At 46.4% G+C, this 24,470-nt stretch carries 21 protein-coding genes and 1 pseudogene; 15 read left to right on the top strand and 7 right to left on the bottom strand.

Going from position 1 to position 24,470, the window contains the following annotated elements:
- Positions 1–74 precede the first annotated feature (74 nt).
- Together ABXS70_RS11870 and ABXS70_RS11865 are read right to left on the bottom strand one after the other, a co-directional pair.
- On the bottom strand, positions 75–638 hold the full coding sequence (locus tag ABXS70_RS11870) for a GerMN domain-containing protein (protein ID WP_366295982.1): 564 nt from the start codon (positions 636–638) through the stop codon (positions 75–77).
- A 69-nt stretch (positions 639–707) separates the two neighbouring features.
- Positions 708–2,135: an N-acetylmuramoyl-L-alanine amidase family protein gene (locus ABXS70_RS11865; protein ID WP_366295980.1), complete on the bottom strand. Its 1,428-nt coding sequence runs from the start codon at positions 2,133–2,135 to the stop codon at positions 708–710.
- A 498-nt stretch (positions 2,136–2,633) separates the two neighbouring features.
- On the opposite strand from ABXS70_RS11865, the pseudogene codB reads away from it, so the two are divergent.
- From codB to ABXS70_RS11835, 6 genes and pseudogenes are all read left to right on the top strand, one after another.
- Positions 2,634–3,910 (top strand): annotated as a pseudogene (codB, locus tag ABXS70_RS11860) (cytosine permease).
- A complete protein-coding gene (locus tag ABXS70_RS11855; protein ID WP_366295978.1) occupies positions 3,879–5,153 on the top strand; it encodes a cytosine deaminase in 1,275 nt (424 codons plus the stop codon). The pseudogene codB and the gene ABXS70_RS11855 overlap by 32 nt, the downstream one beginning before the upstream one ends.
- 420 nt (positions 5,154–5,573) lie before the next feature.
- A complete protein-coding gene (locus tag ABXS70_RS11850; RefSeq protein ID WP_366295976.1) occupies positions 5,574–6,638 on the top strand; it encodes a polysaccharide deacetylase family protein in 1,065 nt (354 codons plus the stop codon).
- A 387-nt stretch (positions 6,639–7,025) separates the two neighbouring features.
- On the top strand, positions 7,026–7,520 hold the full coding sequence (locus tag ABXS70_RS11845) for a sigma-70 family RNA polymerase sigma factor (protein WP_366295974.1): 495 nt from the start codon (positions 7,026–7,028) through the stop codon (positions 7,518–7,520).
- A complete protein-coding gene (locus tag ABXS70_RS11840; RefSeq protein WP_366295972.1) occupies positions 7,517–8,542 on the top strand; it encodes a hypothetical protein in 1,026 nt (341 codons plus the stop codon). The genes ABXS70_RS11845 and ABXS70_RS11840 overlap by 4 nt, the downstream gene beginning before the upstream one ends.
- A gap of 64 nt (positions 8,543–8,606) precedes the next feature.
- A complete protein-coding gene (locus ABXS70_RS11835; RefSeq protein ID WP_366295970.1) occupies positions 8,607–8,909 on the top strand; it encodes a ClbS/DfsB family four-helix bundle protein in 303 nt (100 codons plus the stop codon).
- Between the two features lie 46 nt (positions 8,910–8,955).
- On the opposite strand, the gene ABXS70_RS11830 is transcribed toward ABXS70_RS11835, so the two are convergent.
- Positions 8,956–9,819, bottom strand: coding sequence for a LysR family transcriptional regulator (locus tag ABXS70_RS11830; protein ID WP_366295968.1), 864 nt, complete (start codon positions 9,817–9,819; stop codon positions 8,956–8,958).
- A gap of 189 nt (positions 9,820–10,008) precedes the next feature.
- Here ABXS70_RS11830 and ABXS70_RS11825 point away from each other — a divergent pair, with 189 nt between their 5' ends.
- Positions 10,009–11,064 (top strand): alkene reductase, encoded by a 1,056-nt coding sequence (locus ABXS70_RS11825; RefSeq protein ID WP_366295966.1) that lies wholly within the window; start codon positions 10,009–10,011, stop codon positions 11,062–11,064.
- On the opposite strand, the gene ABXS70_RS11820 is transcribed toward ABXS70_RS11825, so the two are convergent.
- A complete protein-coding gene (locus tag ABXS70_RS11820; protein WP_342556057.1) occupies positions 11,056–11,397 on the bottom strand; it encodes a helix-turn-helix domain-containing protein in 342 nt (113 codons plus the stop codon). The genes ABXS70_RS11825 and ABXS70_RS11820 overlap by 9 nt on opposite strands.
- A gap of 134 nt (positions 11,398–11,531) precedes the next feature.
- Here ABXS70_RS11820 and ABXS70_RS11815 point away from each other — a divergent pair, with 134 nt between their 5' ends.
- On the top strand, positions 11,532–12,446 hold the full coding sequence (locus tag ABXS70_RS11815; protein ID WP_342556058.1) for a DsbA family protein: 915 nt from the start codon (positions 11,532–11,534) through the stop codon (positions 12,444–12,446).
- A gap of 271 nt (positions 12,447–12,717) precedes the next feature.
- Here ABXS70_RS11815 and ABXS70_RS11810 read toward each other — a convergent pair whose 3' ends face one another.
- A complete protein-coding gene (locus ABXS70_RS11810) occupies positions 12,718–13,293 on the bottom strand; it encodes a GNAT family protein (RefSeq protein WP_342556333.1) in 576 nt (191 codons plus the stop codon).
- 652 nt (positions 13,294–13,945) lie between these two features.
- On the opposite strand from ABXS70_RS11810, the gene ABXS70_RS11805 reads away from it, so the two are divergent.
- The 7 genes from ABXS70_RS11805 (at position 13,946) to ABXS70_RS11775 (ending at position 22,335) form a co-directional block, all read left to right on the top strand.
- Positions 13,946–15,322, top strand: a complete 1,377-nt coding sequence (locus ABXS70_RS11805; RefSeq protein WP_342556059.1) for a cytochrome ubiquinol oxidase subunit I — start codon at positions 13,946–13,948, stop codon at positions 15,320–15,322.
- Entirely contained in the window at positions 15,319–16,332 is a 1,014-nt protein-coding gene (locus ABXS70_RS11800; protein WP_342556060.1) for a cytochrome d ubiquinol oxidase subunit II, read from the top strand. The genes ABXS70_RS11805 and ABXS70_RS11800 overlap by 4 nt, the downstream gene beginning before the upstream one ends.
- Before the next feature lie 108 nt (positions 16,333–16,440).
- The gene (gene cydD, locus ABXS70_RS11795; protein ID WP_366296622.1) at positions 16,441–18,219 is read left to right on the top strand and encodes a thiol reductant ABC exporter subunit CydD; all 1,779 of its coding nucleotides are present in this window, start codon (positions 16,441–16,443) and stop codon (positions 18,217–18,219) included.
- Positions 18,216–19,946: a thiol reductant ABC exporter subunit CydC gene (cydC, locus tag ABXS70_RS11790; protein ID WP_366295963.1), complete on the top strand. Its 1,731-nt coding sequence runs from the start codon at positions 18,216–18,218 to the stop codon at positions 19,944–19,946. Before cydD ends, cydC begins: the two co-directional genes overlap by 4 nt.
- A 184-nt stretch (positions 19,947–20,130) precedes the next feature.
- Positions 20,131–20,937: a type II CAAX endopeptidase family protein gene (locus ABXS70_RS11785; protein ID WP_342556062.1), complete on the top strand. Its 807-nt coding sequence runs from the start codon at positions 20,131–20,133 to the stop codon at positions 20,935–20,937.
- 191 nt (positions 20,938–21,128) lie between these two features.
- Entirely contained in the window at positions 21,129–21,923 is a 795-nt protein-coding gene (locus tag ABXS70_RS11780; protein WP_342556063.1) for a MerR family transcriptional regulator, read from the top strand.
- Between the two features lie 184 nt (positions 21,924–22,107).
- Positions 22,108–22,335 carry a hypothetical protein gene (locus tag ABXS70_RS11775; protein ID WP_342556064.1) on the top strand — a complete coding sequence of 76 codons (228 nt, stop codon included), beginning with the start codon at positions 22,108–22,110 and terminating at the stop codon, positions 22,333–22,335.
- Positions 22,336–22,467: 132 nt separating this feature from the next.
- On the opposite strand, the gene ABXS70_RS11770 is transcribed toward ABXS70_RS11775, so the two are convergent.
- Together ABXS70_RS11770 and ABXS70_RS11765 are read right to left on the bottom strand one after the other, a co-directional pair.
- Positions 22,468–23,613, bottom strand: a complete 1,146-nt coding sequence (locus tag ABXS70_RS11770; protein ID WP_342556065.1) for a choline esterase — start codon at positions 23,611–23,613, stop codon at positions 22,468–22,470.
- Between the two features lie 110 nt (positions 23,614–23,723).
- Positions 23,724–24,383, bottom strand: a complete 660-nt coding sequence (locus ABXS70_RS11765; protein WP_342556066.1) for a TetR/AcrR family transcriptional regulator — start codon at positions 24,381–24,383, stop codon at positions 23,724–23,726.
- Positions 24,384–24,470 lie beyond the last annotated feature (87 nt).

The following is a 24,470-nucleotide window of genomic DNA, read 5'->3' as shown; positions in this document are numbered from 1 at the left end:
TAAAATGGAAATGAAGTTTGTCCATTTAACGTCAAAAATAGCTGCTGCACACTGGCATAACTAGGATCTGCAGCTTACTCTGTGCTGCGAAGGATCGGGTTTTCGAGCTCGACATGCCCCATCAGGCTATCGGTTTCTTTGCCGTCCACCAGCAGCTGAATGCTCTGGATTTCTTCAAACTGGAACATGGTTTGTTTGAGCACATCAAGGAAAAGGAGTTCGCCGCCGGAACCAAGTCTGGCTTCGTCGGGAATATGAATGTTTAACGTAAGTTTTCCGTCCTGTTCCTCAAGTGATTCGAGTCCAATGTTACTCCATAAAGAAATATAATTTGGGTCATCCGAGCGCTGCAGTGTATCAAACGCTTGCGTATATTTTTCTTTACTGTCCGTAAATGTAATTTCAACTTTTTTTGTCTTGATCTGCGTTACTTCGGGGTCTACATAACTTACTTCAATCTCTTGTGTCTCTTTTTCTTCCACATTTGGCGCAGCAGGAGAAGAGCTATTGGTAGGAGACTGATTCGGTGGAGGCTCCGCATTCCCAGGGTCCACTGCTGGTTTATCGCCGCAGCCAGCGAGCATAAACATCACTGCCATAAGGCAGATCAGCTGTGTGTACGTTGACTTTTTTCTCATCCAAGCACCTTCTTATCCTTAGAATCATTTCTGGTTTAGAGTCATTTTCAGGTTTTGTTCGGCTGTTCATTAGGATTGATTCAAGAACTCCTTGATGCCATCCACGATGGCCTGAGCCGCTTTATTTTGGACACTCTCGGAGAACATGGCTTGTTCTTCGTCAGGATTACTGAGAAACCCGATTTCGAGCAGTACAGCAGGCATCGTTGTGTTGCGGAGCACTTCCAGATTACCGTTTTTGACCTTTCGATCTTTGAAGCCTAATGCTTCAATCAGATGTTTATGCACAATATCGGCAAGCTGTTTACTGCTGCTGCGCTTGTAATAATACGTTTCAGTACCTGATGATTGAGGCGAAGCTTTCACACTGTTTCCATGGATCGATACAAATACATCCGCGTTCAATGTGTTTGCCAGCTGCACTCGCTCCGGACGTGTGGGATAAACATCCGTTTCGCGTGTCATTACCACTTCGATATCAGGCTCCTGCAGCAGAAGGGCCTGGACCTTCAGTGCGAGCGGCAGCGTGAAATTCTTTTCCTGTGTATTCGAGATTCCGATTGTACCCGGGTCTTTTCCTCCGTGTCCCGCATCAATAACAACGACACTTTTGCCGCTATCACTTCCTGAAGGACTCACCGGAATGCCAATGATCCCGGTAAGAGCCAGATCCACGATCAGCTTGCCGCTGACATATTGAGTATTAGCCTGTACATCGCTCAGATTGTTGAGCTCGATAACAACCCTGACTTGAGCTGGATCATTTTTAAAAAGAGAGTATCGTATTTCGGTTACATTAGGAATACCGCTGACATCCAGCTTACCCATCTTGCCCTGCTGCAGAGCTGGCCCCATTTCACCAAAAGCAGTATTCGGCAAATCCACTACAATCCGATCCGGATTATTCAGCCTTGTGATCTGCGGTGTAACCTCGGTATCGACGGATACAACAAGCTGCTGATTGGCGAAGCTGATATCACTGACTTTGCTCCATTCCGTGCTGCTGCCTTGCCCTGGAACAGCAGGGGCAGGAACAGGAGAAGGTTCATCTGAAGGAACGGCGGCGCTTGTCAGGCCCACGACTTTGTCCTTGTTATTCCAGCTTACAGACAACCCCATCTCTTCACTAACAAAACGAAGGGGCACAACGACCGTATTCTTGATCAGCCTCGGGGCCGTGTTCAGCTGCACTTTCTCGTTTTGAACGCTGGCTTCTGTTTTGCCAACATTTAAGGAGAGCACCTTCGCGTTTTGCTCAATACTTACGTTTTGCGTTTTCTGATTCCACTGCACCTTGAATTTTAGATTCTCGGCAACGACACGGATCGGGATCATCACGTTTTTGTTGATGTTGACAACTTCGACATCGGAAGGAAGCATAAGCTCCTGTCCGTCCAATATAATTTTGGTTTGCGGAGCAGATGCAGCATGTCCTGTAACCGGCAGGGCAAGCAGAAATAACAAACTGAACAAGAGTACACTTACGATTTTTTTCATTTTACACCTCAGTTTAATTCTAAGTTTCTGATGAGAACGTTCATCCATCCAACGAACAGCACTTGTGACAATATTCTACAAATAAACATACAGTTCCTGCCTGATACCAATATCTTTTTGGATGAAATTCAGACGATGACACTGTTTTAAATGTGCTTTCGAATCTCAGGCCCGGTAGGGGATTGTGCGATATTCACCGTTTTTTGTTTATAAAATATTAATGACCTTTGGATAATAATGACATTGACAGTTTAACGTTTTTCCAAAATAATAGATTGTAATTGAATACTGGTACCTTTAATTCAGTCCAGAGAGGCTGGCAAGGGCAGCGGATTTTGTAATCACGCGAGAAAGGACATTTCCTGCATAGGGATGTTCTGCGTCTTCGCGCGGGTTATGATGCATAAAGAGGCTACTTGTCAGCGTAAAAGCGTGATGAGTAGCCTCTTTTTCTGCTTTTTTTATGGTATCAGAACACTTTTATCTGGAGGGTTTCTGATGAGCAAACAAGATCAAGAATTTTCATGGCAAGAGGTGCCGAAGGCGCAGCGCAATCATTTCTGGAAAACATTATCCGTCATGCTTGGATTCACTTTTTTCTCGGCCAGTATGCTGGCAGGGGGAACACTTGGTGTCAGCTTGACCTTCATGGAGTTCATGGCCATCGTGCTGGCAGGAAATCTGGTGCTGGGCATATATACGGGGGCACTGGCACATATCGCTGCCAAGACAGGATTGTCCACCCATCTGCTGGCGAAATATTCGTTTGGTGAAAAAGGTTCTTATCTGCCTTCATTCCTGCTGGGCTTTACACAGGTTGGATGGTTCGGTGTCGGCGTAGCGATGTTTGCCATTCCGGTTGCCAAGGCGATGGACTGGAATGTATACCTGTTGATCCTGGTGTTTGGACTTGCGATGACAGCGTCAGCGATCTTCGGTATGAAGTCTCTTGTCATTCTTGGTTATATTGCGGTACCTGCCATAGCGATTCTCGGAGGATATTCCATGTTTGAGGGAGCGGGCTCACTGGGGGGCTGCAAGGATTGTTGGATTACACGCCAACACAGACGCTTACCGCGGCTGCAGCTCTGACGATTTGTATCGGTTCGTTCATAAGTGGCGGTACACTGACACCAGACTTTGCAAGATTCTCCCGCACATCCCGGCAGGCGGTAACGGCGACGGTGATTGCGTTTTTTCTCGGTAACTCGCTCATGTTCCTGTTCGGCGCTGTCGGTGCAATGGCGTACAACCTGGCTGACATATCAGAAGTGATGTTCCTGCAAGGGCTGCTGATCCCGGCCATTATCGTACTGGGACTTAACATCTGGACAACCAATGACAATGCACTGTACGCTTCCGGTCTCGGTTTTGCGAACATTACCAAAATATCGAAAAAATTCTTTGTTATCGTTAACGGGATTGTCGGAACCGTGTTTGCCATGTGGATGTACAACAACTTTGTTGGTTTTCTGAACGTACTGGGTGCAGCCATTCCTTCAATCGGGGCCATCATTATTGCGGATTATTTCATTGTAAAACGCAGATCGTATGCACCATTCGCCGACATGAATTTTAAAAGAGTAAACTGGGCAGCGATGGCCGCATGGGCGATCGGCGTTGCATTCGCACAGCTTGCTCCCGGAGTAACACCGCTTAATGCGCTGATTGGTACAGCCGTGGCGTATATCGTCATCATGGCCATCGTGTCCATGACATCATCCAAAGAAAAGGGGAAAACACATGATTATACAGAACGCAAAATTGCGGGGTAAAGAGGGCTTGTGGAATATTATCATCAGAGACGGGAAATTCGAACAGGTTACGCAGGATCAACAATCAGATGTTGGTGCAAACGAAGAGACGCTGGATGTAAACGGAGCACTCGTGCTTCCGCCGTTCATTGAACCACATATTCATCTGGATACAACCCTGACAGCAGGGGAGCCAGAATGGAATCTGAGCGGTACATTGTTTGAAGGCATCCAGCGCTGGTCGGAGCGTAAAGCATTCTTGACCCACGAAGATGTTAAAACACGCTCCAAAACGGCTTTGAAATGGCAGATGGCGCAGGGTATTCAGCATGTGAGAACCCATGTGGACGTGACAGATCCAAGTCTGATCGCCGTTAAAGCGATGCTTGAAGTGAAGGAGGAACTGGCTCCTTACATTGACATTCAACTGGTTGCTTTTCCTCAGGAAGGCATTCATTCTTATCCAAATGGTGCGGAGCTGCTGGAAGAATCACTCAAAATGGGCGTAGACGTTGTAGGCGGTATCCCGCATTTTGAGTTTACCCGTGAGTACGGGGTGGATTCGATGAAAGTGGCCTTTGACCTGGCTGAAAAATATGACCGTCTTATCGATATTCACTGTGATGAAATTGATGATGAGCAGTCCCGCTTCATCGAAGTGGTTGCGAAGGAAGCGTATGAACGCGGTCTGGGCTCACGTACCACAGCAAGTCACACCACTGCAATGGGTTCATACAACGATGCATATACGTACAAGCTGTTCCGTCTGTTGAAGATGGCCAATCTGAACTTTGTATCCAATCCGCTGGTGAACATTCATCTGCAGGGACGCTTTGACACGTATCCGAAGAGAAGAGGACTGACTCGGGTGAAGGAGCTGCAGGAAGCGGGCCTGAACGTCTGCTTTGGACATGATGATATTTTCGATCCATGGTATCCGCTCGGTACAGGAAATATGATGCAGGTGCTTCACATGGGCATTCACGCTTCCCAGCTGCTCGGGTACGACCAGATTGTGAATTCCATTGACCTGATTACGAAAAATAGTGCCAAAACGCTGCACATTGAGGACCGTTACGGTGTTGAAGAAGGCAAACCAGCCAACTTCATCGTTATGGAAGCAGAGAACGAATACGAAGCGGTTCGCAAGCAGGCAGCGGTACTGTATTCGTTCAGAAATGGGCGTAAAATTGCGGAAACAAAACCGCGCGATACATCTGTTATTATGGACGGCAGCAAGGAAAAAGTGACGTTTAACAAATAGATGCTTGACGGCTGTGCTTGTATACATGAAATGAGCACAATTATAAATAAATGCGCAGCATAATAACGTTGTACAGCAATACCTTCTCCTTCATGCAGGGCCAAGTCATCTACAAAGACAAAGTCCTTGCTTGAAGGAGTTTCTTTTCTTTAAAATCAAGCTGGAAAGTGTGCTTCTCGAAGTTAAATAGGATATATTGTAATAATTTGAATTTACTTCAATATAATCATCGTTTATACTAGATTCAACCCGAAAGAATAGATTACAGCGAGAGAGAAATTTTTTTTATTTACTTTTGTAAGCGCTTTATATTTAGCCTGTGTCGAGGTGAAGAAAGGAGGAATAGGACAGGATAACCACTGAGCATATTTTACTTACACAAAATAAATATTATGTCAACCAATCTCTGGAGGTGTATTCATGTTTAAATCCAAATTAATCAAAGCCGCCATGTCTGCTGCACTTATGAGCTCTTTATTTTTCATTCCACCGATGCCTTCCGTCGGTGCGGCTGATGCCGGCTGTCCCAACGGATATGTGGCTCTGACCTTTGATGATGGTCCTTCGAACAATACAAACAATATTCTTAATGCCTTAAAGCAGTCAGGCCTGCGTGCCACCATGTTTAATACCGGACAAAACTCGCAAAACAATCAGGCACTTGTTCGTGCGCAGGTGTCGGCGGGGATGTGGATTGGCAACCATTCCTATACCCACCCGGATATGACCAAGCTGAATACAACACAGATGGCATCCGAGATTACACGTACCCAGCAGACGATTCGTTCCATTACAGGCTCTTCGCCATCGCTTTTCAGACCGCCGTATGGTGCTACGAACGGAACATTGAAATCGGTGATCAGCCAGAACGGTTTGAGAGAAGTATTATGGAACGTCGATTCACAGGATTGGAACGGTGCGAATGCCTCCCAGATTGTGGCGGCAGTAAATCGCATGGCAAGCGGTGACGTCATTTTGATGCATGATCAGTACCAAACGACACTTCAGGCCATTCCTCAGATTGCTCAAAACCTGAAAAGCCGCGGCCTCTGTGCGGGCATGATCTCGTCATCTACCGGACGAGCTGTTGCACCGGATGGCGGCACCAACAATCCTCCTGCAGCTGCGGTGAGAATCGAAACGGAGAATATGACCAAAAGCGGTCAGTATACCGGTAACATCAGCTCTCCGTTCAACGGAGTTGTCCTGTATGCTAATAACGATGCCGTGCGGACTACACATAACTTCTCAACCGGAACGCATTCATTCTCGCTCAGGGGGGCATCCAACAATGCCAATATGGCGCGGGTAGATCTGAGGATTGGCGGGCAGACCAAAGGCACGTTTTATTATGGAGGCAGCAGCCCCGCCGTTTATACGCTGAATAACATCAGTCATGGAACCGGAAATCAGGTGATTGAATTGATTGTAACCGCTGACGACGGCACATGGGATGCATATCTGGATTATTTGGAAATTCACTAGGGGGTGTCTGAAAACGCTGAAGGAAGCCAAAATTTTGCCGAATTTCTGTTCCATGCCAGAAAGTTTATCGCAGGCGTGCTGGCGCACGTCAAGGGAAAGTGACGCAGCAGGGGGCAAAAAGGGCATAAAAGATGCACTTCAGCGGGTTTCAAGACACGCCCTAAGTTGACAGCTGTATGGGTTCAATTTATAAGTGAATTTCGCTTAACATCATCTATATAGAAAAAGGAAGGCTGTTTCAATGGTATGTACCCTACGCGGTGCATTGTCAGAGAGATAGCCTTTTTTTGTGTTCTTTTCGATCCGGCCGAAAAAAGTTGAAAACAAAATGTGACCAAATGTCGTCCGTAAGAGTGTTCAGAGTATAAAGGGGGGCAAAAACATCCTATGCAGCAGTCCATATCCCAGAAGAGCAATCAGGTCATGAGTATCTATGAGACATATGCGGATACGCTGTTCCGGATTGCAATGGTGCACCTCGGCAGACGGGAAGACGCGGAAGAAGCCACTCAGGATACGTTCATTAAATTCATGGAAAAGGCGCCAGCATTTCATGATGCTGAACATCAAAAAGCATGGTTAATTCGAGTAACGACTAATCATTGCAAATCCTTACTCCGTAGAGGCTGGCGTAAGCGGGAAGTCAAACTGGAAGCTTCAGAACTAGTGATCACGAATGATCCTGAGGATCAGGCTTTGATCGAACTGGTGCTGTCTCTACCCGTGAAATATAGATCGGTTGTTCATCTCTATTATTACGAAGATTATGCAGTCCGGGACATCAGCAAGATTTTAGAGATTAGTGAATCGGCAGTAAAGATGAGGTTACAGCGGGGGAGACAACTGTTAAAACTGGAGCTTGAAGGGGAGGAACAGCCATGAATGAGCAGGAATTCAAACAGCGATATAAGAAAGCGGTGGATCAGTTGAAAACAGATCATCAGATGAAAAAAAGAATCGAACAGAATGTGAAAGCCCAGCACCCCACAACAAAGCGTGCTCGTAAGTCACTGTACATAGCAGCAGGCGTTGTCGCAGCAGCAAGCATCGGGCTTGCCGTACCAACCGTTTGGCAGCAGTGGGGTGGAACGATTTCGCCTGCAAAAGAGATAGCGTCAAATGCTGCATTAATGGACAAGGATCAGGTTACCAGAGGATACACTGCGATCAAGACCGAGAATTCAAACATAGTTCCTGTAGAGATTCCGAAGATTGAGCTGCCCAGTGGAGATAACCAGAATGTTAAGGCAGACATGATTGGATTGGTCGTTTATCATGGAAACGTCTATACCGAATCTGCGACTACGGTGGAAGGTGCAGATGCCTTGGCGCTGCGAGGCAAGAGACTGGGCAAAACCTCTGGTGGCATCCATGAGCTGAGCAGTCAGGATGACTACAAGGAGTTGGCCTCGACTATTGGTAAGGCAGATATCTATACCGTGAAAGGATACAATTCGGATTTTCGGATTATGTCCTATATCGAAGTAGACGGTCAAGGATACGCTCAATTTTTTGATAAAACAAATGGTATATCGGTCAGCGGCCTTTCCGCTCTCATTGGCAAGCTTAACATTAAGGATCAGGTGATTGCGGCGCAGTGGGAGAGCTTTGATAGCTGGAATAACGGGCTCGGTCAGCTGCAGAAACTTTCAGTCGACGGCTCACTGAGCAGCTTTATCGAGCAGTTATTTTTAGCAGCTCCCGCAGCGGCCAGTCCTGAACTGCAGGAACGTCTCTATGGGGATGATAACCGCAAAATACTCTATTTGACTCTTGAGGATAAAACCAGGGTTCAACTTGTCCTGTTCGGAGAGGAAAGCATGGTACGTTACGGCTATGCTCCCGTATTTTTCAAAGTAGATCAGAGGGTATTTCAGCAATTATGGAACAGCTTAAGCAAATAAGCATAACTGGAGGGCGTAAGAAGAGCTTCTCTAATGAGTAGATTGAGATCGTGGATATGCAAAAATGAGCAGCAGAGAAACAAGATGCAGCATTCGGAGAGAGCAGCCAGACGGCAGCTCTCTTTTTGGAATATCCAAAAGGAAGAGGTATAAGACTATTTTCCCAAGAGGAGCCATTCGTAAACTGGAACTGAGCCACGAACGAGTCATGTCACTCATACAGCAGCATACCCAAGAAGAGATCATGGCTAAAAAGCATTATAAATGGGTCAAAACAAGCAATCTGTATAGTTACTTTGCGGCTAACACGGCAGATCATTACATATGGGCTTTAAAAAAATGTGCACAAATGGCGAAACAATTATAAGTAAAAGACATTCACCAAACGCCGAGCTCACTTTTCGTAAGAACGTTCAGAAGGTCATACACTTCTCGTTTAGCAGCTTTATGAACTGACGCAGGGCGCTGCTGGCATATCGGTTCTCACCCCGCACAAAAGTGGTGGCGGTTGGCGTAAGTACATCAGACAGATCATGCACTGTATATGCCTCAGGTTGATTGTGGACAACGCTGCAGGGCATGATCGTAACCGCAATCCCGGATTCTACGCAGCCGAGCAGATTTTCCATAGTACTGACTTCAATCAGGTTTTTGGCCGATAGGCCTTCTTCCGCCAGAAACTTCTCCGTAATCTCACGATACGGACATCCCTGCGGAAACACAACCCATGAAAGTTGACAAAATGTTTCAAGCGGGGTCTCCGTTCGTTTGGAGATGATGTGTACCGTATCCTGCATCTCGTATTCGACCTTCAATCCTTCTTTGACACATGCCCCGCTAATAAAAGCACCATCAAGTTCAGAAGACTGAATTTTATGCCGCAGCACCTTGGGGGAGGTAGCATTCACCAGCGAGATCGACACGTTTGGATACGTCATCTGGTACTCATTTAATATCTCGATAAAACGCCGTGATGCTGCCGTTTCGACAATTCCGATCCTTAACGTCCCTGATGGTTCTTCCGGGTCCGTCATTTCCTGCTCCAGATCATACAGCAGGTTGCGAAGGCGTGCAGCATAATCAAGGAACTGCTTTCCTTTTTCTGTAGGCTGTACACCTTTGGCAGAGCGGTCAAACAGCTGGACCTGATATTCTTCTTCCAGTTTTTTGATACGTGTCGTGACATTGGACTGGGCATAGTTCAGCTCTTTGGCTGCTTGTGAGATTTTGCCTGTGCGTCCAACGGCGAGCATGATGTCAATATCGGATAATTCCATGATGGCCTCCTGAATATAAAATTTAGACAATAAGAGAGTAACCCCGACTAGATTGAAGTATCCCATCTTCAATTTTCCTTCAAACTGAGGTATCACTCACAGTGATACTCCTATATATTCTAATCATTTTACGATATGTCTTATCCGTTCTACAATATCCTTAATTTCAAAAAGAGAGAAGGAAAAGACATGTCAAATTCATTTTTTAACATTTTCAAACCTGTAGCACTGGGGCAGTGGAACCTTCGCAACCGCATCGTCATGGCTCCGCTGACAAGGGGCTTTGCACGGGACGAAGACGGAACGGTAACGGAAGAAATTAGTGCATATTACGAACAACGAGCCAAGGATGGCGTCGGTTTGATCATTACCGAGGGCATTACCCCCATGCTCTCGGGTAAAGGAACGTTTGGGGTACCTGGATTATATACAGAGGCACAGACTGCTTCATGGAAAAAGGTAACGGAGGCTGTGCACAGGCACGGCGGCACGATTATCGCACAGTTATGGCATGTGGGCAGATTGTCGCATTCGGACCTGATCGGCAGGAGGCCGCAGGCTCCTTCATCCATCCAGGCACAGGGAAAAGTGCATAAACTTCACAAATCTTACGAAATGCCTGAAACGATGACCACTGAAGAGATCAAAGATGTCGTTTATCATTTCCAATTAGCTGCTCGCAGCGCAGTTTTGGCGGGATTTGACGGAATAGAGCTCCACGCGGCCCACGGTTATCTGATGGACCAATTTATAAATGAGTGGACGAACATACGAAATGACGAGTATGGGGGCAACCTTCAGGGGAGACTTCGCTTTTTGAAAGAGGTCATTATCGCGGTGAAAAAAGAAATCAGCACAGATCGCATCATCATCCGCTTTTCCGAGAAAAAAGATGACGATCCGTCATATGCATGGACTTCCAAGGCAGAGACAATCCGCGCCTATCTGGAGCTTTTCCGTGAAACAGGTATCACGATACTGCACCCCTCAACCGAAAGCTATGCTGAAGTTTGGTCGGATGGACTCAACTTTCATCAGGCGGTTCGCTCACAATGGGAGCACACGATTATCGGCGTAGGGAATCTCGATCTGGAGAGGGCAGAGGAGGCAATCAATGACGGTGTAATTGATCTGGCAGCCTTTGGCCGGCCATTCATTGCCAATCCGGATCTGGTACAGAGATGGAGATCCGGACTTCCGATAACAGTGTATGAGAGCACTAAACATTTATCCGTGCTAAAGTGATTCTGAACTTCGCTGTATATTTTTCTCCCCCCATAACACCATGGATTCGATCAAAGGCACCAGCTCTTTGCCGGATGGAGTAAGCGAATATTCGACTCTTGGCGGTATTTCGTTATACTGCTCGCGATGAACGATTCCGTATTGAATCAGGTCTTTCAAACAGTTCGTTAACATCGTTGGCGTAATTCCGGGCAGTCTTCTTTTTAACTCATTGTACCGAATGCTGTCATCTTCACTGAGAATGGCCAGAATCGGCAGATTCCACTTCCCGCCAATCACCTGAAAAGCATACGTCGCGGGACACAGCTGATCAAAATTAAAATCGTATTTCATACGAAAACCTCCAATAGTATACTTTTTGATACTAAGTCAGAAAAAGAATCGTACTTGTTCTTAAGATTATAGATATTATAATCATACTAACACAAAGCTAATCTATTCGATAAGATCAAAAAGGCGGGATAACGATGAGTAACGAATCTATGATGTGTGACCTGGAAACGGGTGTATGCGGCATAAGTGATGAAGAAGAGATGCAGGTTATTGATCTAAAGCAGGAAGAGAAAAAAGTTACGCTGTACTATGCAACCGACCCGATCTGTTCGCACTGCTGGGCACTTGAGCCTGTCCTGCATCGCTTTATTGAAGAGTATGGTCATTACTTTAACGTAGAGATTAAAATGGGAGGATTGCTGGCAAGCTGGGAGGGATTCTCTGATGGTGCAAACGGTATTCAGAAACCTTCCGATGTTGCCGGCCATTGGAGGGAAGTAGGCGAGCACTCACGCATGCCGATTGACGGGTCCTTATGGTATGATCAGCCGATTCAATCTTCCTATCCGCCTTCTCGGGTATTCAAGGTGATTCAGCGTATGCATCCTGGGAAGGAACAGGCATTCCTGAGACGAGCACGAGAAGCCGTCTTTGCATTGAATCAAAATATTGGAGAAGATGAAGTGCTGATTGAACTTGTCAACCAACTCGGACTGAATGGTAAAGAAATCGTGGACGCATCCTCACAGCAAGCTGCACAGGATTTGTTGGAAGAAGATTTTGAGATGACTGCCCGTCTTGGCGTTCGAGGATTCCCCTCTATTATTATCGTGAATAAAGAGCAGCAGGGAATTAAGGTGGTAGGGGCTCGTGCTCTGGAAACGTACGTTCAAGCACTGCAGCAGATTTTGGGTGAGACGCCCAAACCCAAAAAGATCGCGGCCCTGTCTCACACATTCCAAGAAGGGAACCTTCTTTTCTCGAAAGAGATCGAGGTGCTGTACGACATTGATACGGGCGATGTGGAATCCTATGTACATTCACAATTACCAAAAGATACCTACCGGATCGAGCAAATATTAGGAGAAATGGTCGTTCAGCGTGTATAACAGTCTTAGGTAAAAGTTAACAATGGATTTAGTACATTTATCCATGTGTTATTACAAATTCCCCGAGGGTTGTATTTCAATAAAGTCACATTAATACATCTAGAATGACCTTATCTATAGAACAGGAAGTAGTATGTATTTCGCTGTTCTGATTCTAGGGTCTGATCGTAAAATGGAAGTTTGGAAAAAGAGGTAAAAAAGCAGCTGCCATTCAGGCCGCTGCTTTTTTCAGTGATGTTACTGATCCTTTTAAACGGATTAGACTGAGCGCCTAAATTACGTGAGGCAGGTTTTTGTAATACACGAGATGATCCGTCCATTCTTCGTTTTCAAAGATGAAACCTTTTCGCAAACATTCGAATTCCAGACCTGCACGTTCAGCCAGTTTAATAGAGGGAGTGTTATCCACATTAATATGGGCTTCCAATCGGTGAAACTTCAAGTCTGCTGCTGCCATACGGAGAACTTCGCATACCGCCTCTTGACCGTATCCTTGTCTCCAATGCTGATTGTGGATGGTGTAGCCAAAGCTGGCCCATTGAAACGGTTCTCTAGCCAACGTGGCAATATCAATCATGCCCAGATGTGTACCATCTTCTTTTCTGAATACACCGAATATATATACGGCATCGGTGCGGGCAAGTTCCTGATGTCTCTCCACTAGCTGCTCGAACCATTCAGGTGTGCAGTCACTCATATCGATTTTTCCAGGATCATGTCGATGCCGAGAGGGAAAGCGGCTTTCGAATTCATGCAGCCAGTTCTCATAATCTTCGTTTTGTAATGGTCGAATCACCAGTCGCTCGGTTTCCGACCTATGATCAAATTTACCTTCAATAATGTTCAAGTTCAATGTGACATCTCCTTTGTACGGATTTGTTGTTTTTGATTTTGCAGAAAAAATAGACTGGTTTTCGAGCTTGTCGGTTATGTACCATGGACATCACACCTTTCATTTTCATTAATTATGCAGCTCTTTCTGTGTCATCAGACCGTTAAGCCATTTAAGTGTAACACAGATTCATGCGCCCCAAGAATTTCGGTTGGCTCCAAGGCAAAATTCAGGAACTCACTCACGGTAAAACGATGAAGATTATTTATGTGGCTGCGAAGCTTATTAACACGTGAGTGTGCAGCAAATCAATAGCTCCAAAGGGTGGTTTTAATATTTTTCACCAACTTGTCAGAAAGAGTTGAGCCTTTCTTGAACGTTTAAGGTCGAAGACGTGTCAGTGATTGAATTGATTAAAATTGAGGATATAATAATTTTGAATATCAGGTCTGAGCCAATCCTAGAGGCGCTTCGCAATCAGAGAATATAAGGCATCCAGCGCTGGATTTCGCTTTACATCTGAAGGAGTAAAGAAGGAGTAAATGTGCTTAACGAGTGGCAGCCTATCGTTGTCATTTGTTTTGTGAAATTTTTCTCATGTTAAGACCTAAAAAATGATACAAAGAAACATAATCAATGAATGGAGTTTGAGAGGAGGCATTATAAAATGGCAATCGATACCGTCTTATGGAGCAGGCTCGTAACAGGTCTGACACTCGGATTTCACGTTATTTTTGCAACGCTTGGTGTAGGGATTCCGTTAATGATCGCCATTGCTGAGTTTATCGGAATTCGGAAGAAGGACCCCCACTACATACTTATGGCGAAGAGGTGGTCAAGAGGTTTTGTCATCTCGGTGGCTGTTGGAGTGGTGACCGGTACAGCGATCTCACTGCAGCTTGCTCTGGTGTGGCCTAACTTTATGAAGCTGGCTGGGAATGTTATCGCACTGCCGCTTTTCATGGAAGTATTCGCGTTCTTTTTTGAAGCCATTTTCCTGGGCATCTATCTTTACACATGGGATCGGTTCAAAAACCCGTACATTCACTGGCTGCTGACCATTCCTGTAGTTGCGGGAGCAGGGATGTCAGCGGTGTTTATTACAACCGTGAACGGATTTATGAATCAGCCTGAAGGATTTGTAATGCAGGCAGGTCAATTTACTGCGGTAAACCCTGTACAAGCCATGCTGAATACAGCCACATTCTCCAAGGTGTTCCATGTATTAAGCTCGGCTTACTTAACAGGGGCGGCTCTGCTTGCCGGAATCGCTGCGCTGGCCATGTTGAGAAGAGGAGTATCCGCTTATCACAAAAAAGGACTAAATCTGATGATGGCCGTCGTGTTGGTATTCAGTTTATTCAATACACTCGCTGGTGATGTATCCGCCAAATTTTTGGCTGAACACCAGCCGGAGAAGCTCGCTGCTGCCGAATGGCATTTTGAGACGGAGAGCGGCGCAGATTTGATTCTGCTCGGATGGCTGAATGCGGAACATGAGATTATAGGTGCACTGCATCTGCCCAAGATCCTCAGCTTTTTGGCCTTTGGAGATTTTAATGCCAAGGTCACCGGATTGAACGAATTCCCGCCGGATGAGCAGCCTCCGCTGCTTGTGCATTATTTATTCGATCTGATGGCCGGCATTGGATTCGCGCTGCTTGCCATATCCGGTCTATATTTTCTGTTTGTACTCTGGAAGAGACGTAATCCACTCAACAAGTGGATGCTTCGCCTTGCTGCAGTCAGCGCACCGCTTGCCTTTCTAGCTGTGGAGATGGGCTGGTTCTATGCAGAGATCGGTCGGCAGCCGTGGATCATTCGTGGATACATGCGGGTCGAAGAAGCAGCCACTTCATCCCCGAGTATCCGAATTTTATTTTTTGTCTTCCTGCTCTTGTACATCGTGCTCGGCGTGATCTGTGTCCTTGTGTTGAAGCGTCTGTTCAACAACAATCCTGCTGAGGTTGAGCTGGAAAAGTGGTTGAAGTCCAGAGAAGATCGAACGGCTGCAGCTGCAGGGAATGGAGGACATAACCAATGAGTTATGAGTTGATCGGTATTTCGGTACTCTGGCTGTTCCTGTATGGATATTTAATCATCGCTTCGATTGATTTCGGGGCTGGATTTTTCGCCTTTTATGCACGCCTGACAAAACAGGATCATCTAATTAACCGTTTGATCTCCCGCTATCTGTCACCCGTCTGGGAGATTACGAATGTATTTTTTGTCTTTTTCTATATTGGCATCATCGGATTTTTTCCGGATACGGCTTCCTATTATGGTGCGGCACTTATTGTTCCCGGAAGTATTGCCGTCATTCTGATTGCCATTCGGGGCTCGTTCTATGCTTTTGAAAATTACGGTTCCAAGAATAACATCGTGTACCTGTTTTTATACGGAGCTGCAGGATTGCTGATTCCGGCATCTCTGTCCGTGGCCCTGACTTTGTCCGAGGGCGGGTTCATCCTGAAGCAGGGAGAGACGATTTCCCTGGATTACTGGGCATTGTTTACCAATCCTCTATCCTGGAGCATCGTTGGTCTTGCGATTGTCTCCGTTTTGTTTATCAGCGGATCGTTTCTAACCTTCTACGCTTCGAGGGCAGAGGATAAGGGCGCATTGAAGCTTATGCGTAATTACTCCCTGTTCTGGAGCACACCGACGATTATTCTGGCACTGACAGCATTTATATATCTGGGTCAGCACAACGAACGCCATTTTCAAAATATGATGGACCTCTGGTGGCTGCTCGCTTTATCGGTAGCCTTCTTCATGACTGCCATGTGGCTGCTGTATAACGGACGTCGTTATGGTCTTGCATTTATATGCATCATGCTTCAATTTTTCTGTGCCTTTTTTGCTTACGGGATCGGTCAGTATCCTTACATTCTCGATCCATACATTACGATTCAGAGCAGTGCCACATCGCCAGCTATGGGTTTCGCGCTTGTCGTTGTCTTTATCGGAGGACTATGCCTGCTGATTCCTTCTCTGATTCTTGTGTTCAGATTGTTCCTGTTTGACGCGGACTATGTCAAAGGCAGCAAATAAAAGGAGGGTTGTCCCGTGAAAAGGCAGCGAAAAGAACAAACGAAGCAGCAACCCGAGCAGCAGGGGAAGTCGCCTGGCAGAAGGAAGTCGGAACTGATTAAACAGCAAATGTCTTCGCTTCGGAAAAGCAGAGTGCTCCTTATGGCCTTTTCACTGGCCCTGGGTGCAGCTGTTATAAGTCAGGCTGTGTTTATGGCTGAGGCTGTGCAGCGCATTTTTGTAGAAAAGGCATCTTTCACATCGATCATGCTGCTGCTTGGTATATTACTGACCGTTATGGCTGTACGTACGCTGTTAGCATATGCCAACGGCAGCGTTGGCATATACATGGCCGCACGTGCCAAAACCCAAATGCGGGCTGTAGTGTTACAGAATCTGACCCGAACCTCTATGTTCTCGTCGCTGCAGGGGCAGACGGGAGGTAAGGTCAGTGTGGCTCTCGATGCGGTGGACGAAGCGGACAGTTATTTCAGTCAGTACATGCCGCGCATGATGGAAGCATCGATCATTCCGATCATGATTCTGGCTGCTGCATTTATGCAGCATGCTAACACGGGCTGGATTTTGCTGTGCACAGCACCGTTTATCCCGTTGTTCATGATTCTGGTCGGACTGCAGACCAAAAACAAATCCGAAGAAAAATACGCGCAGTTGGCCGAGTTCTCCGGAACATTTCTGGACTCGCTTCAAGGACTCGTTACGTTAAAAATATTTGGAAAAGCCAGCCGCCAGCAGCAGGAGATTGAACGCAGTAGTCTGGGTTTTCGGGATACCACGATGAGTATTCTGAAGATTGCCTTTACGAATACATTTATGCTGGAAGCCATCGTGATGTTAAGCATCGGCATCGTCGCGCTTGAGCTTGCCATTCAGCTGCTTGTGTATAAATCCATGACATTCCATACCGCTTTTCTGGTGCTGCTGCTTGTGCCCGAGTTCTACAACCTGCTTAAAAATACAGGGACTGCTTTTCACAGCGGTCGAACCAGCATGGGAGCCATGCGCAAGGTGGAGCAGATGCTGGCAGAAGCGGATACCACGAGTACAGCAAATCATGATGGCGAGAAGGAAGAAACAGGAAAGTCAGTTCAAGAACAAGCTGCGAAAGAAGCAACAGCTAATCATGCGATAACTCGTGCCACAGCGCCGCCTTCCATCGAACTGCAAAATATAAAGTTTCATTATGCCCCCGGCTCATTTAAACTTGCGGCGGAACAGATCTCGATCAAACCTGGAGAACATACAGCCATTGTCGGCAAAAGCGGTTCAGGTAAAACCACATTACTGCACCTGATCTCCGGGTTACTGCAGCCGACATCCGGTTCCGTTCTAATTAACGGGAAACCGCTGACGCAAATCGATGAAGCCGACTGGTTCCGGCAGATCAGTTACATTACACAGCATCCTTATATTTTTGCGGGTACACTCGCTGACAATATTTCAATTGGCGCAGAACAGACCATGTCGCGTGTGGATATAGAACGAGCCGCTGAACAAGCGGGACTACAGACACTTATTGCGCAGCTGGAAAAAGGATTGGATACTCCAGTAGGGGAAGGCGGGCGCGGGCTGTCCGGCGGTGAGAAGCAGCGGCTGGCGCTTGCTCGCGCTTTCCTGAAACAGCCTGCCATCATTTTGTTTGATGAACCGACGGTTGGACTTGACCTGCACACTGAACAGATTCTGCAGCGTTCCATCGCTGCATTGTCTCAAAAGGCAGTAATGATCACGGTGGCTCATCGTTTATATACGATTCAGCAGGCCGACCGGATTTTGTTTATGGCGAATGGGCTGCTTGCAGATTCCGGAACACATCAGGAACTGCTGGAGCGTCTGCCTGCATATGCCGAGATGGTACAAGTCCAGAGAACAGGAGGGATTGTATGAAAGAGTTGGCTGTTCTGTCCAAAGCCATGCTGCAGGAACGCAAGGACATTCTGCTTTCCATTTTATGCGGATTTACAGCTGGTACAGCAGGTGTTGCTCTTTTTTCTGCCAGCGGATATCTCATCTCTCAAACTGTGTTTGCACCCCCGCTGTACACGTTGATTGTGCTTACGTCGATGGTTAAACTGCTCGGGTTTCTGCGCGCGGCCAGCCGTTACGGAGAACGGCTGGCTTCACACCGGGCGACATTCTCAATTCTAAGCCGTTTGCGTACCGCATACTTTGCCAAGCTTATTCCTGTCACACCGGGGATATTAAACAAAAACCGAAGTGGAGATCTGCTAGCTCGTATCGTTGGCGATGTAGAAAGCCTGCAGCATTATTTTTTGCGTGTTGCGTATCCGCCAATGATGGTTGTAATGGTATTTCTGTGTACAGTCATCTTTACGGCTGTTTTTTCGTTCTGGATTGCGTGCTTGCTCGTCGTTGGCATGCTGATTACGGCATTTGTCGTGCCAGCTCTGGTGCTGATGCAGCAGCGTAAAATGAATGGGCAGGTTCGCGAGCAGCGGGCGGCACTGTCTACGGAAGTGACCGAGGTGTTATATGGTTTCCGTGATCTGAAAGTATACGGACAATTGATACAGCGGGAGCAGCAGCTGCAGCAGACATCAGCTGCACTTGCATCAAGGCAGCGGAGAGATGCCGGACAACTGCTGCGTGGGCAATCCATGCATATTTTCGTCACCTATTTGGTCACATGGGGGGTACTGCTGCTCAGTTCTTTTCTCATTGCAGATGGAGTGTTTGCCGGAGTATATCTGGCAATGTTAATATTGGCTGCACAAACGGTATTTGAGGAATCAGCTGCCATGGCCGTATTACCTGCATATAAGCTGGACAGCGAGTATGCTGCCAAACGGTTGAACGAAACTGTACGGATGTCTGAAGAAAAAAACGACCAGCCTCATGGGCTTGTGCCTATGCCTGAAGAAGCCGTTTCGATCGATCTGTCTCACGTGTCTTACCAATACGAAGACGAATGGAGACGCGCGTTAAATGACGTTTCAGTGCATTTCCCCTCTGGTTCCAAAACGGCAATTGTCGGACCGAGCGGTTCTGGAAAATCAACCATTATGGATGTGCTGCTCAAACTGCGCAGCCCCGTTTCAGGCAGCATACAAGTTAACGGCATTCCCATAAAACAACTCCAGGAAGAGAGCATTTGGCAAAATACCCGTGTTGTTCTGCAGCAAAGTCATTTTTTCCGGGGAACCATTCGGGATAACCTGCTGCTCAGCGAGGAGGGGCACATGGACGCAGAACTGGAAGATGTGCTCCACCAAGTGCAGCTGTTCAATCTATCCTTGAACGACACCGTCTATGAAAAGGGAGAAAATTTGTCTGACGGCGAGAAGCAGCGTCTGGCCCTGGCTCGGGCGATGCTGCACAGGGGAAGGTTGTGGCTGCTGGACGAACCTACCTCTTCGCTGGATTACGTTACAGAAGCGCGTGTACTGCAGCAGCTGCTGGCACAAGCGGCAGAAGATACACTGCTGCTTATCTGTCATCGGCTGACAGGCCTTGAACATATGGATCAGATCATAGTGATGGATCAGGGACGTGTTGTGGAAACAGGCTCGTTCAAGGTATTGATGGAGCAAAAGGGTTATTTTTACGAGATGAAACAAATTGAACTGCAGATGATTGGAGAATCAAAAACCTAGCTCTACGATGAAAAGCCGCTCCTTAGCGGCTTTTTGTCGTTTAACGCTGCGAGGCCCACAAGCTCAACCATTTTTCTATGCAGGAATATGGCAAACACTGCCGATCATAGCTTGAAAGCATTAAACACGTCATACATATATACTAAGGGTAACTAGTCCAATAATGTAAGGAGGTTAGCTTAAGGTGAAAAAAGTAATGCAGTTCCCGCTCGTATGGATGTTTACAGGCAGCGTTCTATTGGGGATATCCGGATTCATCTCTCAAAGACTGTTGGTTAACTCGGAAGGCATCCTGTCCATTATGCTGGCACTTGCCGGAGGTATCGTTTCCATTGCAATTTACGGGCTTGTTATGAAATTCATCGCAGTGCGCAGCGTGGAGGAACTGCAGCCTCGGCGGGCAGGGACCGAGTTGTTGTTAGGTGCAGGAGTCGGTTTGGCCTTCATTGCTGTTTCTGTCGGGATCATCATGATGCTTGGCGGTTACAGCTTCACATGGTCCACGGAGAATGCTGTCAGTTCTATTTTGGCTATCGCGATCGCTGCAGCCATTGTGGAAGAATTGTTATTTCGCGGCCTGTTTCTGCAGGCCATAGAGAAGAGGGGCGGAAGCTGGATTGCACTCGCGGCAACTTCTATTTTTTTCGGTCTGGCTCATCTGCCTAATCCCGGAGCCTCACTCTGGAGTTCAATCGCGATCGTCATTGAGGCAGGTATCCTGCTGGGAGCCGGGTTTCTGTGGCGGCGTAATCTGTGGTTTGTGATTGGACTTCATTTTGCTTGGAATGCACTTGAGGGAGTGCTTGGTATTCCGGTCTCCGGTATTGACGCACAAGGTTTTTTTGACGTGCAGCTGTCAGGACCATCTTTGCTGACTGGTGGAACCTTCGGACTCGAAGCATCTATTGTGCCTGTTATCGTTAGTCTGCTCATAGCTGTCCCGATGCTGATCAGCGCGCAGCGTAGAGGACACATACAGTCCAGAAGATGAGGGAATGTCGTACAGATCTTTACTTTATACACAAATAACACGTTATGGGTAGGTCACGTATTGACCTGCTCTTTTGCTGTTTTGGTACATATGCATTGGTTCATAATGAATGAAATGAAAGGGTACTTGACCTTAGGTCCGACCTAAGGTATATGCTGTAAACAGGCAGAACAGCGAAGGTGGAGATGAAGATGGATGGTATGAAGGATGAAATTACAATTAGCGAGCTGGCCAAGCTGATGCAGGTATCGGTACATCAGATTCGTTATTTTGAGGAAAAAGGTGTGCTGCAGCCCGCATATACAGGTGAAAATCAATACCGGATGTACGGAATGGATGAAGTATACCGGCTCGCTCATATTTTGCTGCTGCGTAAGATGGGCCTGTCCGTGCAGATGATCAAAGATTGTCTGTCACATCTGACTGCGGAGCAGATTATCCCGCTCATTCGTCAGGCGCTATCAGACACAGAGGCAGCAATTCAACGGCTTCAGGAAACCAAACATTTTATTGAAAAGCTGCTGGAGGAGAAAAACCACATGCCTCAACCGGACGAAGAGATGTACGTGATTGTGCAGCGGGAACAAGTCCCTCTCACCCTATGGTTTGAAATGCAGGTTCCTGAAAGTCTGAGTGCACAGAAACTCGTGAAACACGGCAGCAGCATCTCTAATTTGTTCGAAGCGGATATTCATTATGTGTATCAAGACTCGGGCATCGTAGGTATGTATACTCGGAAAGAAAAAGCAGCGTATGATCTGATGCTGCCCGCAGGTTCATATGTATCCCGCAGTCTTTGGGTCCAGAATGAAGAACACCTTAAGACACATATCCAGCATTTCTATGCTTACGCTGATCAGATGGGATACATCTGTTCAGGGCCGCTGGTCATGGTGGAAAAATCCTATTTGTCCCTGTTCATGCCTGACCAGCTTCATTATGAACTTTTGTCGCATCTCTCCAATCCAGAGGCGGGAAGTGTATGAGCATCAATGGAACTACATGACCCGCAAAGGAGACAGCGATGTCAAAACAGAACAGGCTTAAACGAAAAAACGGATTTCATTATTCATTGTCATATTGTTACTCACAGGTATAGGGTTATATATTGCTGCACAGCAGGACTACAATTTCAAAAGTCCGGTACTGCTGATGCTGGGAGAAGATGATATGAATGTTGATATTAAGGACACGGAACGAATTTATCGTCAAGAGATTCATCCGTCTGATCTGCTTCGTGTGAAAACGTTCCAGCAGACGGAACATTCCATGTTACCCACATCTATTGCCGGGTCCGAGTGGAAGATGGGGCTTCGTTTTCTTTTGGCTCCCAGAAGTATAACAACTGACGGATATATGGATGAGATCGAGGATTTTTTGACGAGATTGTCCATGTGAGGATGTCTAAAGCTTATGTTGTGTAAAAATACACAAACAGACAAGAGCTTGTATCTAAGTGATACAGGCTCTTGTTATCTCAAACTTTCTTCTGTTGTATAATTCAAACTTTCTTTTCCTGCTTAAGTGTTCTCATGTGCTGCTGGTTTTCTTGACCAAGTGTACGCCATCGTATGCCAGACGTTCCACAGCTGCATCCTTCTGCCGTATGTAATGATCAAAAAAGGTTTTCGTATAGTCGGTCACCAGATTTCGCATTTCCACAGCATCCCGTGCACCTCGGAGTCCCTTATTAACGCCGGTAAACATAATATCGCAGTAATCTAAATGCGCAGCACGATCTACAGAGAAGTAATAGGTCTCCATGCTGTTGTTGACACCAATGATCGCATTCATGTTATAGTTCGGTTCACTAAACAGCAGCATAAAGGGTTTTTTAATGTCGCTGCCCAGAAGGCCAAACGCACCGCTATCCAAACCAATCCCGCAGGCGAACCGGTCATCGTCCCGGCAAACCATCGCTGTTGTAGGTCCTCCATACGAATGTCCGACGATACCCATGCCGATGTCAAGCAGCAGTCTGCCTTTAAAGATAGAATGCAGCTCTCCCGCGTCCAGTTTGTCAAGATAATCGGCAGCATACCTTACATCTTCTGCCTGTAGTGCACTATACTCTGTTAACTCGGCAAGGATCGGCAGGCTAAGCACGTTATGACACATCTCAATGGCCGTTTCATCATCAGGCCGCATCTCCATCGTTTTAGCCAACGCCAGCATCTCCCGATCTTCAGAAAAGGCCATAATGACGTCCGAAAAATTCTTGGATACGTTGAACAGGCGCCCATCTTTACGCTTATACATCGTGCTGTTCGGATGGCCGATACTTATGACAACATATCCTATGCTCGCCAAGTCTGTACAGATCACAGTACCCCATTCTGGACAACCTCCCCCGCCGCAAACATAAAATAACACCGGATAGCGCCGCTCCTTTCCCGAGAGAGCGAGGTCATCGTAACACCGGGTCTTAATATCTATAGAGAAAACATCATTACCCTTAATATATGCAGTGACAAGCGGCTGCTCATTAAACATTGCATAGACTTCAGGAAACATATATGTGGATGTCGCCTTACCTTCGCTGCTGTCGGACGGATAGTATACAAAAGCCGTTAGTTCTCTTTTGGCGTGGTCGGATGCTGTATATTCTAAGTCTATTTGCGTTCTGCCGACCTTATAACCGCCAATGGGCTCTGGAAATGCGTCATATGTCTGCAAATTCTTCTCCCCCTTAACTCATCAAAGTGGTGAATATGAATACACTGCCCTGAGATATATAATCGTTTTCAAAACGCTGTAACGTGACTTCTGTCTTCGGTGGATCCGATCTACTCCTTGTTTGTCTTGAGATCACTAACGATCGCAGCATATTGATGATCTTCAAGCAGCCCATGACCCATGAAGTCAGCAAAGTATCTGCTAATCTTGTGCTGCAGCAGGGGATCTTTAATATCGAATTCCCTGAAAAACATGACTAAATTAAACTGCATGGACTCAAACATAAAAGAAATCAAGTCGTCGTCTAGATCAGGCCGGAGGTATCCATCAATTCTCATTCGGCGTAAAATGTCCTTGATTAAGGGGAATGACTCACCTTTTAGCACATGAAGATACACTTTAAGCAGAACGGGCTCCGGAATAGTTAAAAAGGTTTCAGTAAGTTTGATTTCCAACTCATTCAGCGGCTCGGTCATTAAGCTGTTAACGTTACCGAATAGGCTGGTAAGGAAAAACTGGTTAAGTAAATCTCCGTTACTGTTATTAAAATATACGGCTCTTTTCTGGGTCACATTCCGTATGAGGAGACAATACAGATCATCTTTGTCTTCGAAATATCGATAAAATGTTCCGGGATGCATAGACAAACAGTCGAAAATCATTTTCATCGTTATATCCTCATAAACGTGATCAACAAATAAAGGCAAAGCACTGTTAGATATTTCTTCACGCCTTGCTTCATCTAAACGAAAGAACGAATTTTTCGGCATAAATGACTCTCCTTCAAAGATGGTGTGAACTAATTCACACTATATATGTAATTGATTCACATGTCAATATGAACTAAAGCTGCAAAT

It is taken from the genome of Paenibacillus sp. AN1007, from assembly GCF_040702995.1.
GTDB lineage: Bacteria > Bacillota > Bacilli > Paenibacillales > Paenibacillaceae > Paenibacillus.
This window is presented reverse-complemented; position numbering and strand designations above follow the sequence as displayed.

Bases quoted from the DNA above. Each gene is read 5' to 3' on its own strand.
- ABXS70_RS11870 (WP_366295982.1), bottom strand. From the start codon at position 638: ATGAGAAAAAAGTCAACGTACACACAGCTGATCTGCCTTATGGCAGTG.
- ABXS70_RS11865 (WP_366295980.1), bottom strand. From the start codon at position 2,135: ATGAAAAAAATCGTAAGTGTACTCTTGTTCAGTTTGTTATTTCTGCTT.
- ABXS70_RS11855 (WP_366295978.1), top strand. From the start codon at position 3,879: ATGATTATACAGAACGCAAAATTGCGGGGTAAAGAGGGCTTGTGGAAT.
- ABXS70_RS11850 (WP_366295976.1), top strand. From the start codon at position 5,574: ATGTTTAAATCCAAATTAATCAAAGCCGCCATGTCTGCTGCACTTATG.
- ABXS70_RS11845 (WP_366295974.1), top strand. From the start codon at position 7,026: ATGCAGCAGTCCATATCCCAGAAGAGCAATCAGGTCATGAGTATCTAT.
- ABXS70_RS11840 (WP_366295972.1), top strand. From the start codon at position 7,517: ATGAATGAGCAGGAATTCAAACAGCGATATAAGAAAGCGGTGGATCAG.
- ABXS70_RS11835 (WP_366295970.1), top strand. From the start codon at position 8,607: ATGAGCAGCAGAGAAACAAGATGCAGCATTCGGAGAGAGCAGCCAGAC.
- ABXS70_RS11830 (WP_366295968.1), bottom strand. From the start codon at position 9,819: ATGGAATTATCCGATATTGACATCATGCTCGCCGTTGGACGCACAGGC.
- ABXS70_RS11825 (WP_366295966.1), top strand. From the start codon at position 10,009: ATGTCAAATTCATTTTTTAACATTTTCAAACCTGTAGCACTGGGGCAG.
- ABXS70_RS11820 (WP_342556057.1), bottom strand. From the start codon at position 11,397: ATGAAATACGATTTTAATTTTGATCAGCTGTGTCCCGCGACGTATGCT.
- ABXS70_RS11815 (WP_342556058.1), top strand. From the start codon at position 11,532: ATGAGTAACGAATCTATGATGTGTGACCTGGAAACGGGTGTATGCGGC.
- ABXS70_RS11805 (WP_342556059.1), top strand. From the start codon at position 13,946: ATGGCAATCGATACCGTCTTATGGAGCAGGCTCGTAACAGGTCTGACA.
- ABXS70_RS11800 (WP_342556060.1), top strand. From the start codon at position 15,319: ATGAGTTATGAGTTGATCGGTATTTCGGTACTCTGGCTGTTCCTGTAT.
- cydD (WP_366296622.1), top strand. From the start codon at position 16,441: ATGTCTTCGCTTCGGAAAAGCAGAGTGCTCCTTATGGCCTTTTCACTG.
- cydC (WP_366295963.1), top strand. From the start codon at position 18,216: ATGAAAGAGTTGGCTGTTCTGTCCAAAGCCATGCTGCAGGAACGCAAG.
- ABXS70_RS11780 (WP_342556063.1), top strand. From the start codon at position 21,129: ATGGATGGTATGAAGGATGAAATTACAATTAGCGAGCTGGCCAAGCTG.
- ABXS70_RS11775 (WP_342556064.1), top strand. From the start codon at position 22,108: ATGAATGTTGATATTAAGGACACGGAACGAATTTATCGTCAAGAGATT.
- ABXS70_RS11765 (WP_342556066.1), bottom strand. From the start codon at position 24,383: ATGCCGAAAAATTCGTTCTTTCGTTTAGATGAAGCAAGGCGTGAAGAA.